The sequence below is a fragment of the Nonomuraea sp. NPDC050383 genome, from assembly GCF_044459125.1.
Classification (GTDB): domain Bacteria; phylum Actinomycetota; class Actinomycetes; order Streptosporangiales; family Streptosporangiaceae; genus Nonomuraea.
Map to the genome: position 1 here is coordinate 32,164 of NZ_JBITIP010000029.1, position 11,672 is coordinate 43,835.

Here is an 11,672-nt window from a genome sequence, read left to right on the forward strand (position 1 = left end):
CCTGGTGAAATGGCAGGGTCAGGTACGGCGGCGGGCCGCGACCGCGTTGGCGATCGCGATGAGCACGCCGATCCCGAAGATCAACGTTCCCATGACGTTGACCTGGGGCGGGATGCCCGTCTTCACCGACCCGATGATCCACAGCGGGAACGTGATGGTGGAGCCGTTGACGAAGCTGGTCACCACGTAGTCGTCGATCGACAGCGCGAAGGCCAGCATGGCGCCCGCCAGCACGCCGGGCAGCACGGCCGGCAGCGTGACCTGCCGGAAGGTGCCCCAGCCCGTTGCGCCGAGGTCCCTGGCCGCCTCCTCCAGCGACGGGTCGAGGGTGACCACCCTGGCCCGCACGGTGACGGTGACGAAGGACAGCGAGAACAGCACATGCGCGATGATGATCGTGCCGGCGTCGCGCGGCAGGTTGGCGGAGACGAACAGCGACAGCAGCGACGCCCCCATGACCAGCTCGGGCGTGGAGATGGCGGCGAAGACGAGGAAGTTGGTCACCCCGCGACCGCGGAAGCGGTGGCGGCCGAGCGCGAGACCCAGCATGGTGCCGATGACGACGGTGATGACCGTGCTCACGACCGCGACGACGAGGGAGTTCTTCAGCGCCGTGGTCAGGTCGGAGATGCCGAACAGCTCGTGGTACCAGCGGAGCGTGAAGCCCTGCCAGCTCGTGTTCGACTTGCTCTTCTTGTCGTTGAACCCGAACAGGATCATCACGGCGATCGGCGACGACAGCCAGACGATGATCAGCCAGGTGTAGGCGTGCAGCAGGCGGTCGCCGATCCGCCGCCGTGGCCCGGCCGTCCGGGTGGCGCTCATCGGGCCGCCGCCTCGAGGACGTTCTCGGTGCCCAGCGCCCGGGCGTAGATGAAGATCCCGACCAGCAGCACCGCCATGAGCGTGAACGACAGCGCCGAGGCCGTCGGGTAGTCGAGGTTCGTGAGGTACTCGGTCTGGATGATGTTGCCGATCATGGTGTTGCCGGTCCCGCCGAGCACCTGGGCGTTGACCGGGTCGGCCGTGGCCGGCACGAACGTCATGAGGACGCCGGCGAACACCCCGGGCAGCGACAGCGGCAGCACCACCCGCCGGAAGGCCGCCGCCCGCGAGGCGTACAGGTCCTGGGCGGCCTCGACGACCCGCGGGTCCACCCGCTCCAGCGCCACGTAGATCGGCAGGATCATGAACGGCAGGAAGTTGTACGTCAGCCCGCCCACCACGGCCACCGTGGTGGCCAGCACGTGGAACTCGGGCGGCAGCAGCCCCCAGCCCTTCAGGGTGCCGAAGACGATCCCGTCGTCGGCCAGCAGGAACCCCCACGAGATGGTCCGCAGCACGAACGACACGAAGAACGGCAGCAGCAGCAGGAACAGGTACACCGACTTGCGGCTGCCGCCCTTGAAGGCGATCCAGTACGCCACCGGGTAACCGATGACCAGCATCGCCGCCGTGGCCAGGCCGCCGTACCAGAGGGACCGGACGAGCTGGGTGCTGTACCTGCTCAACGCGTCGGTGTAGTTGGAGAAGCTGAACGTCATCGCGAAGCCGTCGATGGCGTTGCCGGTCTGCAGCGACACCGAGGCCATCGCGGCCAGCGGCACCACCAGGAAGACCGCCAGCCACATCCAGCTCGGCAGCGCGAGCAGGTAGGGAGTCAGCCGCTTCATCGTCTACGCCTGGGTGATCGACTGGAAGATCGGGTTGAACACCTGCTCCTGCTGGGTGGTGAGCTTGGTGTAGGTGCGGAGCTTGGCGTAGTCCGCCTCCGACGGGAACATGAGGGGGCTGTCCACCATCTCCTCCAGCGCCTTCCTGTCCTCGCCGGTGGCCTTGGCGGCCTTCTCCCGCAGGAGGTCCTGCACGGCGGGCACCGGGGTGACGAACTGGATGAACTCGTCCAGCTCGGCGGCGACGGCCGGCTGGTAGAGGAAGTCCATGAGCATGAGCGCGTCGACCGGGTTGGCGGCGCCCTTCGGGATGAGCATGTTGTCGGTCCAGATGGTGCCCCCCTCCTCGGGCACCACGAACTTGACGGGCTCACCGGCGAGCTGGCGCTGGAAGACGTCGCCGGACCACGCCATGCTCAGCCAGACGTCGCCCTTGGACACCGCGTCGATGTACGACTGGTCGTAGTACTTACGGACGATCCCGGCGTCGCGCTGCGCCTTGAGCTTCTCCCCGGCCTTCTTCCAGTCGGCCTCGGAGGAGTTCTCCGGGTCGATGCCGAGGGAGATCATGCCGAAGTTGGCGATCTCCTGGGCGTCGCCCATCATGCCGACCCGGCCCTTGTACTTCGGGTCGAACAGCGCCTCGATGCTGGTGATGTCGTCCTTGACGTACTTGGTGTTGTACGCGATCCCGGTCACGCCCGAGGTGTACGGGACCGTGTAGGTGCTGCCCGGGTCGTAGGAGCGGTTCTTGTACTTGTCGCCGGCGTTGGCCGCGAAGTTCGGCAGCTTGGAGTGGTCCAGGGCGACGCAGTAGCCGAGGTCGATCATGTGCTGGAGCTGGACGCCGTTGGTCATGACGACGATGTCGTAACCGAGCGACTGCCCGGCCCGCAGCACCGGGTCGGCCTTGCCGAAGAACTCCGCGTTCTCCTGGATGACCTCCTTGTACTGGTAGGAGATCCCGGTCTCGCTCTGGAACTTCTTCAGCGGCGCCTGGTCCTCGGGCATGTACTCGGGCCAGTTGGCGAACACCACGCGGCCGTGCTTGGTCTGCTGCGACCAGTAGTCCTTGACCGCGTCGGCCTTCGGCGGCGCCGCCTTCTGACCCTGCACGCCGCAGGCGGCCAGCGCCAGGCCGGCGGCGGACAGGCCCGCGAGGCGGAAGGCGTCGCGGCGGGTACGGGGCCGGGTCATGCCCCTCAGCAGGGCGGGGTCGTGCTGGTGGTCCATGGGGTGGTTCAACTTCCTATCGCGTAAGAGTGCTGCGCCGGCCACGACAGCCAGACCGGGTCGCCCCGCTCGGCCGTGGTGGTCGCGTCGTGCGCGTTCTGCTGGAACACCGTGACCTCGGCCCCGTCCCCGACGCGCACGGCGTAGCTGTTGTACGTGCCCAGGTAGACCACCTCGCTGACGGTCCCCGGCACGGCGCTCACGTCGCCGTCCGGCTTGTCCAGGGTGATGGTGATCTTCTCCGGCCGGACGGTGAGGGTGACGTCCCCGTCACGGTCCGGCACGAGGACCCGGCCCCCGCCGACCTCCAGGACCCCGCCGGCCGCGGTGCCGGTGAGCAGGTTGGAGGTGCCGATGAAGCCGGCGACGAACGCGGTGGCCGGCCGCTCGTAGATCTCCCTCGGCCCGCCGAGCTGCTCGACCAGCCCGTCGTTCATGACGGCGATCCGGTCGCTCATGGTGAGCGCCTCGTTCTGGTCATGGGTGACGTACACGAAGGTGATGCCGACCTCGCGCTGGATCCGCTTGAGCTCGATCTGCATGGCCTGGCGCAGCTTGAGGTCGAGCGCGCCGAGCGGCTCGTCGAGCAGGAGCGCACGCGGCCGGTTGACCAGGGCGCGGGCCAGCGCGACCCGTTGCTGCTGGCCGCCCGACATCTCGCGCGGCCGGCGCTTCTCCCTGCCGGTCAGGTCGACGATCTCCAGCATCTCGCCGACCCGCCGCCTGATCTCCTCCTGCGGCGTGCGCCGCTGCTTGAGGCCGAACGCCACGTTGTCCCACACGTTCATGTGCGGGAACAGCGCGTACGACTGGAAGACCATGTTGACGTCACGCTTGTTCGGCGGGACGTTCGTGACGTCGTGGCCGTGCAGCCTGACCACGCCGCTCGACGGCTCCTCGAAGCCGGCGATCATCCGCATGGTCGTGGTCTTGCCGCACCCGGACGGGCCGAGCAGGGAGAAGAACTCCCCTTCGGCGATGCCGAGCGTGACACCCTTCACCGCCTGAACGACCTCGCCGTGCGAGAGGTACTCCTTGACGACGCCGTCGAGTTCGATCGCGTTCAGCTCGGCCATGTTCCGGATCTGTCCTTGTCGCGCTTATTCGCCGATGTAGTGCATGACGTGCTTGACCCTCGTGTAGTCATGCAGACCGAACACCGAGAGGTCCTTGCCGTAGCCGGAGTGCTTGAAGCCGCCGTGCGGCATCTCCGACACGAACGGGATGTGCGTGTTGACCCACACCACGCCGAAGTCGAGACGGTTCGACATGCGCATGGCGCGGCCGTGGTCGGAGGTCCACACCGAGCCGCTCAGGCCGTACCTCACGCCGTTGGCCTTGGCCAGCGCGTCGGCCTCGTCGGTGAACGTCTGGACGGTGATGACGGGCCCGAAGACCTCGTTCTGCACCATCTCGTCGTCCTGCCGCAGCCCGTCGACGATCGTGGGGGCGAAGAAGTAGCCCTTGTCGCCGACGCGGTGGCCGCCGGTCAGCACCTTGGCGTGCGCCGGGACCCGCTCGACGAAGCCCTGCACCTTGGCGAGCTGGTCGGCGTTGTTGAGCGGGCCGTACAGGGCGTCCGCGTCGGACAGGTCGCCCGTGACGGTGCCGGCCGCGGCCTCGGCGAGCGCGGCCACGAACTCGTCGTGGACGCTCTCCTGGACCAGCACGCGGCAGGCCGCGGTGCAGTCCTGGCCCGCGTTGTAGAGGCCGGCGGTCGCGATGTCCGAGGCGGCCTTGCGCAGGTCCTTGACGTCGTCGAAGACCACGACGGGCGCCTTGCCGCCGAGCTCCAGGTGGACGCGCTTGAGGTCGTCGGCCGCGCTCCTGGCCACCGACATGCCCGCGCCGACCGAGCCGGTGATGGCGACCATCGCGGCCGTCGGGTGGCCGACGACCAGCGCGCCGGTCTCCCGGTCGCCGGTGACGACGTTGAAGACGCCGGCGGGCAGCACGTCGCCGAGGATCTCGGCCAGCTTGAGGGTGGAGGCCGGGGTGGTGTCGGACGGCTTGAGCACGACCGTGTTGCCGGCGGCCAGCGCGGGGGCGATCTTCCAGACGGCCATCATCATGGGGTAGTTCCACGGCGTGACCTGACCGACCACGCCGATGGGCTCGTGCCGGATGACGCTGGTGTGGTCGGCGAGGAACTCACCGGCGGTCGGCCCCTCCAGCGTGCGCGCCGCGCCCGCGAAGAACCGGAAGTGGTCAGCGGCGACCGGGGTCTCGTCCTCGGCCATGCGGGCGCGCGGCTTGCCGGTGTCACGGCACTCGGCCTCGTTGATCTCGTCGGCCCGCGCGTCGATCGCGTCGGCGACCTTGAGCAGCAGGTTCGCCCGCTCGCCCGGGGTGGTCCGGCCCCATGACTCGAAAGCGGCAGCCGCGGCGGCGTAGGCAGCGTCGACGTCCTCGGCTCCGGAGATCGGGGCCTGGACGTAGGCCTCGCCGGTGCACGGGTCGATGATGTCGGAGAATCGGCCGCTCTTGGCGTCCACGAACTCACCGTTGATGAAGTTCTGCAGACGGGTGGTCAAGGTGATGACCTCCTGGTGAGGTGGCTGAGATGCCGCGACTCTTACAGAGTGGTTGCATCCGGGACAAGGGATTTCGTGGCGAAGATACCAAATTGCTACGAATTCGCTTGACAGGGCGTCGAGAACTGACAACATGTCGCACCAGGACGGCAATGGAACGGGAACGCGCCCGTAACGCGCGCCGCTAGGAGGACTCGCTCGCGATGACGACCCCGCCACGCGCACGCCGCGGCAGTGACACGGCGCCCGGACAGTTCACGCTCGACGACCTGTCCAAGCGGATCATCGAGCAGCTCCAGATCGACGGGCGCATGCCGTACGCGGCGATCGGCAAGGCCGTGGGCCTGTCGGAGGCGGCCGTCCGCCAGCGGGTGCAGCGCCTCCAGGACTCGGGGGTCATGCAGATCGTCGCGGTGACCGACCCGCTGACCCTGGGGTTCCCGCGCCAGGCCATGATCGGCGTGAACATCGAGGGCGACCTGGAGTCGGTCGCCGACGAGCTGGCGGCCATCGACGAGATCGACTATGTCGTCCTCACGGCGGGCTCCTTCGACGTGATCGTCGAGGTCGTGTGCGAAGGCGACGGCCACCTTCTCGACATTCTCAGTAAAATTCGGGCAATTCCTGCGGTTCGCGCCACGGAGTCGTTCGTCTATCTGAAACTTCGGAAGCAGACGTACTCATGGGGCACCCGCTGACCTTTTGTCACAGAGGTCCCAGACGCGCCACCGCTCTCACCGGTGCGCCGTCGGCCGCGGGCAGTCGCAGCGGCATGAGCCAGACCTCCACCGCCCTGCCCTCCGCCTGAGCCGCCAGCACGCGGTCGAGCCCGGTCAGGTTCTCCGCGATTACGGCGTGGGCGCCGCACAGCACCCGGTGCGCCGGGAAGTCCTCCGCGGGCGTCGGGTCGACGCTCAGCGCGTCCACCCCGACGGTCCTGACGCCCCGCTCCACCAGCAGCCGCGCCGCCTCCTCCGTCAGGTACGGGTGCGCCGCGTAGGCGCCGGTGCCCCAGTGGACCGACCAGCCCGTCGCCACCAGCACGATCGGCGGGACCCCGCCGGCCGGCACCGCGCCGAACGCCGCCGGCCCGATGGCCGCGCGCGGCTCCAGTCCCCGGGCGTCCACCACGACAGCCGGGCCGGCGAACCGCTCCAGCGGCAGCTCGTCCAGCGCCGGCAGCGCGTCGTCGATGTGGAAGGGGGCGTCCACATGGGTGCCCGACTGGGAGCCCAGGTGCAGCGCCAGCACATTCACGCCGTCACGCGCGGCCGTGAGCGCCGGGCCGACCGTCACCTCGGGGTCACCGGGGTAGACCGGCATCCCGGTGACGATCGGCACCGACAGATCCACGAGTTCAGCGGTCATGGCGCCATCGTCACACGGGCCGCTCGGCCGCCGCGCCGACGATCGGGGGACCGGGCGTGTCCGCCACCCGCACCAGGCGCGGCTCCTTCACATTCAGTCGCCGAGCTGGATGGTGGCGATCTCCCAGGGCCGGAGGGGGAGGCGCACGGTGCCGTCCGTGACCGGGAGCGGGTCGCCCGGGCGGCCGCGGAGGTCGGCGTGGCGGGCGCGGGTGAAGGAGCCCTCCACCACGGCCTCCGTCGGCTCCGGGGAGAGGGCGACGATCCGCAGCTCCCTCCAGTCGTCGCGGAGCCGCAGGGAGGTCATCACCACGCCGTCGCCCGTGACCGACAGGCCGGGGGCGGCCGGGGGCAGCGCGAGCGACGGGTCACCCGTGCCGGGCACCGGGAGCAGGTCGTGGCGGAAGGTCTCCGCCGCCGGCGGCACCGCCTCCCAGCCTCCCTCCGCCCCGCCGTTCTCGTACGGCATGAGCGCCAGCGTGACGGAGCGCAGCCCGCGCGACTGGGCGGCGGGCGTCGGGAGCTGGGGACCGGCGGGCTCGGGGCGCAGGGCGTGGCGGTTGCGCGACAGGTAGCCGATGGAGCGGAGCAGGGTCAGGGCCAGCTCCGTGCCCTCGCCCTGTCCCGCGCCGCCCCAGGCGGAGCCGTCCACGAGCTCGTACTCCGTGACGTGCTCCAGCAGCGCCGCCACTCCCCCGGCGGCCACCCACGACGAGGCCGGGAAGGTGGGCAGCGGCTCCTCGCCGCAGCCGCCCTCGGCGGTCAGGCCGCGGGTGACGACCGCGAACTGGCCCTCGGCGTGCGAGGCCGTCGCCGGCGCGGGCAGCGGCACGTGCAGCCTGACCCGGTGGTCGTCGCAGCGGTTGTCGAATGCCACCCGCAGGCGGACGAACGGCTCGCCGGTCCGGAGCTCGACGCGGGTGTCCACGACGATCTCCTCGGTGGCGCCGGTCCGAGCGGGCGCGGGCAGCTCGGGCGTGCCCTCGATGCCGGCTCCCGCCGCGGGCCACCGGTACGTACGGCGCACGTCCAGGGCGGCGACCAGCGGGCCGGAGCAGACCGTGACGACCTCGACGGTCTCGGGGGCGGAGACGATCCGGTCCTGGGCGGGAGGCGCGTGGTTGTAGCTGTCGCCGACGTCGCCGCCGTCCACGACGCGGGCCGCGCCGGTGAGCGTGACGCCGCCGGCGGAGGTCAGCGTCAGGGTTCCGTCCTCGGCCACCTCGACGCGGAGGAGCCCGTTGTCGAGCGCCCCGTCCTCGATCCGGACGCCGTCCGGCGCCTCGTGGGTCTGCGGGGTCACGGCGGAGCCGTTGGAGCCGGCCCGGACGGCGACCGGCGGCTCCGGGCGGAGGCTCGTGTGGCCGAGCGGCGGGACCTCCACCAGGGCGGCCACCTTGCGGCGGGGCTCGGCGACGATGCGGACCCGCGTCACTCCCTCGACCGCGTCCCGGACCTCGGCCACGTTGAAGGCGGTGCGCGGCTCCCGCGCCACCTCGAAGGTGAGCACCCCGTCCTCGACCGACCAGCCCGTGATGTGCTGGCCGTACAGCTCGGTCCCGTGGACGAACGTCAGCGCCGTGGCCGGGTCCATCTCCTCGTCGAGCAGCAGCGTGGGGGCGTACTCCAGCGGCTGGACGGGCACGGGGGCGCCCGTGGCGTCCACCAGCGGGTCGTGCCCGGCCATGTCCACGTGGACGACGCCGCGCCGGGTGGCGGGCGTGGGGTTGACGACGAGCACCCCGCCGGAGGGGACCGTGGCGGCCAGCTTGGCGGTCACCATGTCGCGGACGGCGTGCCCGAGGTGCTCGGCCTCGGCGATGCGCGCGGCGACCTGCTGGGCGGTCTCGTCCACGCCGCAGCCGGTGACGGAGTCGTGGCCGCTGGCGTCGACGAGCCGCCACCACGCCATGTCGAGGAACCGGCCGGGCCACGCGTCGCCCCAGAGGGCGGCCAGCGGCTCGGCGTAGCGCTCGACCATGCGCTCGGCGCGGCTCATGGCCTGCTTGACGTGGGCGCGGACGGAGATGACGCCGGGCAGGATGTTGGCGCGGGCGTGGGAGCGCAGCTCCCCCTCGACGCGCGGCAGGCCCTCGACGGACCCGCCGTCGCCGTACGCCGTGACGTAGCCGGACAGGGTGTCCATGCGGGCCCCGATCGCGGTCACCATGCCGGGCAGCCCGCGTACGGGCGCCGAGTGGTCGGTGCCGTACATCGCGAGCAGCGCGCCCTCGGGCCCGTGCCACTCGCGCATGCGGCGGGTGAACACGGCCGCCCGCTCGGCCAGCCGCTCCGGGTCCTCGAACAGGTGGGCGCCGTTGCCGTAGCCGCCGATGGGCAGGTACTGGGTGCGCACCGCGGTGCCGTCGGGAGCCGTCCAGGCGAACGCGTCGGACACCACGGACGACGGCACCCCCCGGTAGACGCAGGCGTACAGGAGCCCGGCCTTCCGCAAGATCTGCGGCATCTGCGCGGTGTGGCCGAACATGTCCGGCAGGTAGCCCACGGGCATGGCGCCGCCGAGCTTGTCGGCCCGGTCCATGCCGAGCTCCAGGTTCCGGATGATGTTCTCGCCGGAGCACAGGAACTCGTCGAGCAGGATCTGCCACGGCCCGACGGCGAGCCGCCCCGACTCGACCAGCGCCGCCACGCGGTCGCGCTGCTCGGGCCGGACCTCCAGGTAGTCGTCCACGCAGGCGAGCTGCCCGTCGAGGGTGAAGTGGTAGGCGGGCTCGCGCTCCATGGTGTCGAGCACCTCGTCCAGCAGGGCCACGAGCCGCAGCCGGAAGCGCTGGAACGGCTCGTACCACTCGCGGTCCCAGTGCGTGTGCGGGACCACCACGATGTCGTCCGAGCCGGTCACGCTGCTTCCCCTCCGATCGGCAGTCCGTGCTGTACGGCGTAGCGGGCGGCGATCCGCTGGGCCGTGACGATGTCCTCCAGGGCGCCGGCCGCGCCGGTGAGCGGCGGCTCGCCCTCGGTGACGTAGGCGTGGAAGGCGGCGAGCTGCGTCTCGAACGCCTCGGTCACCTCCCGCCACTCGGTGCGTCCCTCACCGCCGGGATCGGCGCCCGGCGTGACGACGGTGAGCGTGGTGGGCGCGTTGACCAGGTACGGGGCGGGAAAGGCCAGCTCCAGGGTGCCCCGGTCGTGGTGGATGGCGACCGTCTCCCGGTAGGCGGGGTAGTCCTCCAGGTAGTGCCAGCGGATGGAGAACCGTCCGGCGGCCGGGAGCGTGCCGGCGATCTCCACGGAGCCGGGGGCGGGGCCCCAGGTCTCGACGTGGGAGATCTCGGCCGGGGAGCCGGTGAACCTGCGCAGCAGCGACAGGTCGTGGCAGACGGAGCCGAGGGCCACGCCGTACAGGGCGCGGACGGACTCGGGGGCCTGCTCGCCGAGGGCGCGGGAGACGAGGGCGTCCTCCTCGGCGCGCAGCGAGGCGAGCAGCGCGGGGTCCAGGTCGCCGGCCCGGGTCAGGCTCGCGAAGGCGAGCTGCGACCCGGCGCTCGGGTGCAGCACGGTCACCTCGACGGACCGGACGGCCTCGGGGCCGCCCAGCTCGGCCAGCAGCCGCTCGGCCCGCCGCACGGCGGGGTCGTACTGCTTCATGTAGCCGACCATGAGCCGCCCCTCGGGCAGCGCGGCCACCTCCGCCCGGGTCAGCGCCAGGGGCTTCTCGCACAGCACGGCGTGACCGGCGGCCAGCGCCTGCCGTACCGGCTCGCCGTGGGAGCCCGAGGCGAGCATGACCACGGCCTCGAACCCGCCGCCGGCGAGCATGTCCTCCAGGGACGTGTAGCGGCCGGGGGCGCCCAGGCGGTCGCCGACGGCACCCGCGAGCGTGGGCGACAGGTCGCACACGGCGGTCACCTCGAACAGGTCGCGGCGCCTCGACAGCAGCGGCGCGTAGACCGCCTGCGTGACGGCTCCGCATCCGACCAGCGCGATCTTCAGAGTCACAGTCCCAGCTCTCTCAGCTTCTCCCGGTTGGCTGCCTGGTCGGCGATGTTGCGCTCGACCGTGCGGCGGCCGGGCAGGGTGTCCTGCTCGATGATCACCCAGCCCTGGTACCCGATGTCGTCCAGCGCCCGGACCACTCCGGGCAGGTCCAGCTCGCCCTCGCCGAGCTGGGCGAACCCGCCGCGGCCCATCAGCTCGCGCAGGTCCGCGCCGTCGGCGATCGCCTGGGCGAGGATCTCGGTGTCGCCGTCCTTGATGTGGACGTGCCCGACGCGGCCCGCCCAGTCGCGCAGCGCCGTCACCGGGTCGCCACCGGCGAGCAGCAGGTGGCCGGTGTCGAGGCAGAGCGGCACGTCGGTCAGCTCCAGCAGCCGCTCCACGTCCTCGGGGGTCTCGACGTACGTGCCGAGATGGTGGTGGAAGACGGGCTCGAGGCCGCGGTCGCGGCAGCGCTGGACCGCCTCCTGGACGCGGGCGGCGTACGCGGGCCACTCGGAGGCGGGCAGCCCTGGAGCGTTCCCGCCGGGGCGGGCGAAGCGCTCGGGCGAGCCGGAGCAGGCCAGCGTCGGCCGGGGCGCGAGGTGCGCCGGGGCGGGTGGCGCGGCGGCGAACACGTCGAGCGTGGCGTCGAGCGTGACCAGGCTGCGCCGGAACGCCTCCGCGTCGTGGTAGGCCAGGTCGGCCCAGCCGCCGGCGAGCAGCAGCCCGCCGAGCCGGTCGGCGATGTCCCCGGCGGTGCCGAGGTAGCCGAGCGGGCCCAGGTCGATGCCCTCGTAGCCGGCGTCGGACAGCGCGCGCACCATCTCGCCGGCGCTCAGCGGCGGCGCCTCGGTGGCCAGCTCGAACACCCCGAAGCTCACGGGGGCGTTGGCGACGCTGATCATTCGCGTGTTCATGGCTGCTCG

10 protein-coding genes are annotated in these 11,672 nt (G+C 71.5%); 1 reads left to right on the top strand and 9 read right to left on the bottom strand.

From position 1 onward, the window contains the following. Positions 1 to 18: 18 nt before the first annotated feature. Genes ACIBG4_RS40175 through ACIBG4_RS40195 form a run of 5 tightly spaced genes read right to left on the bottom strand, consistent with a single transcriptional unit; the run spans position 19 to position 5,440 of the window. Entirely contained in the window at positions 19 to 825 is an 807-nt protein-coding gene (locus ACIBG4_RS40175) for an ABC transporter permease (RefSeq protein ID WP_397207622.1), read from the bottom strand. After that, positions 822 to 1,673, bottom strand: a complete 852-nt coding sequence (locus tag ACIBG4_RS40180; RefSeq protein WP_310710758.1) for an ABC transporter permease — start codon at positions 1,671 to 1,673, stop codon at positions 822 to 824. Before ACIBG4_RS40180 ends, ACIBG4_RS40175 begins: the two co-directional genes overlap by 4 nt. A gap of 3 nt (positions 1,674 to 1,676) precedes the next feature. Further along, positions 1,677 to 2,906, bottom strand: a complete 1,230-nt coding sequence (locus tag ACIBG4_RS40185; protein WP_397207624.1) for a spermidine/putrescine ABC transporter substrate-binding protein — start codon at positions 2,904 to 2,906, stop codon at positions 1,677 to 1,679. A gap of 8 nt (positions 2,907 to 2,914) precedes the next feature. Then, positions 2,915 to 3,982, bottom strand: coding sequence for an ABC transporter ATP-binding protein (locus ACIBG4_RS40190; RefSeq protein WP_397207626.1), 1,068 nt, complete (start codon positions 3,980 to 3,982; stop codon positions 2,915 to 2,917). 24 nt (positions 3,983 to 4,006) lie between these two features. Continuing rightward, a complete protein-coding gene (locus ACIBG4_RS40195) occupies positions 4,007 to 5,440 on the bottom strand; it encodes a gamma-aminobutyraldehyde dehydrogenase (RefSeq protein WP_397207628.1) in 1,434 nt (477 codons plus the stop codon). A 203-nt stretch (positions 5,441 to 5,643) separates the two neighbouring features. On the opposite strand from ACIBG4_RS40195, the gene ACIBG4_RS40200 reads away from it, so the two are divergent. After that, positions 5,644 to 6,138, top strand: a complete 495-nt coding sequence (locus tag ACIBG4_RS40200) for an Lrp/AsnC family transcriptional regulator (protein WP_310710754.1) — start codon at positions 5,644 to 5,646, stop codon at positions 6,136 to 6,138. Between the two features lie 7 nt (positions 6,139 to 6,145). Here ACIBG4_RS40200 and ACIBG4_RS40205 read toward each other — a convergent pair whose 3' ends face one another. The 4 genes from ACIBG4_RS40205 to ACIBG4_RS40220 form a co-directional block, all read right to left on the bottom strand. Then, positions 6,146 to 6,808: a cyclase family protein gene (locus ACIBG4_RS40205; RefSeq protein WP_397207630.1), complete on the bottom strand. Its 663-nt coding sequence runs from the start codon at positions 6,806 to 6,808 to the stop codon at positions 6,146 to 6,148. Between the two features lie 93 nt (positions 6,809 to 6,901). Beyond that, positions 6,902 to 9,670: an alpha-mannosidase gene (locus ACIBG4_RS40210; protein WP_397207632.1), complete on the bottom strand. Its 2,769-nt coding sequence runs from the start codon at positions 9,668 to 9,670 to the stop codon at positions 6,902 to 6,904. Beyond that, positions 9,667 to 10,767, bottom strand: coding sequence for a Gfo/Idh/MocA family oxidoreductase (locus tag ACIBG4_RS40215; protein WP_310710751.1), 1,101 nt, complete (start codon positions 10,765 to 10,767; stop codon positions 9,667 to 9,669). Before ACIBG4_RS40215 ends, ACIBG4_RS40210 begins: the two co-directional genes overlap by 4 nt. Further along, positions 10,764 to 11,663 (bottom strand): TIM barrel protein, encoded by a 900-nt coding sequence (locus ACIBG4_RS40220; RefSeq protein WP_310710750.1) that lies wholly within the window; start codon positions 11,661 to 11,663, stop codon positions 10,764 to 10,766. The genes ACIBG4_RS40215 and ACIBG4_RS40220 overlap by 4 nt, the downstream gene beginning before the upstream one ends. Between the last annotated feature and the right edge of the window lie 9 nt (positions 11,664 to 11,672).

What these genes read in the sequence shown, in the direction of transcription:
- ACIBG4_RS40185 (WP_397207624.1), bottom strand. Translation starts at nt 2,906, where the DNA reads ATGGACCACCAGCACGACCCCGCCCTGCTGAGGGGCATGACCCGGCCC.
- ACIBG4_RS40220 (WP_310710750.1), bottom strand. Translation starts at nt 11,663, where the DNA reads ATGAACACGCGAATGATCAGCGTCGCCAACGCCCCCGTGAGCTTCGGG.
- ACIBG4_RS40180 (WP_310710758.1), bottom strand. Translation starts at nt 1,673, where the DNA reads ATGAAGCGGCTGACTCCCTACCTGCTCGCGCTGCCGAGCTGGATGTGG.
- ACIBG4_RS40175 (WP_397207622.1), bottom strand. Translation starts at nt 825, where the DNA reads ATGAGCGCCACCCGGACGGCCGGGCCACGGCGGCGGATCGGCGACCGC.
- ACIBG4_RS40190 (WP_397207626.1), bottom strand. Translation starts at nt 3,982, where the DNA reads ATGGCCGAGCTGAACGCGATCGAACTCGACGGCGTCGTCAAGGAGTAC.
- ACIBG4_RS40205 (WP_397207630.1), bottom strand. Translation starts at nt 6,808, where the DNA reads ATGACCGCTGAACTCGTGGATCTGTCGGTGCCGATCGTCACCGGGATG.
- ACIBG4_RS40200 (WP_310710754.1), top strand. Translation starts at nt 5,644, where the DNA reads ATGACGACCCCGCCACGCGCACGCCGCGGCAGTGACACGGCGCCCGGA.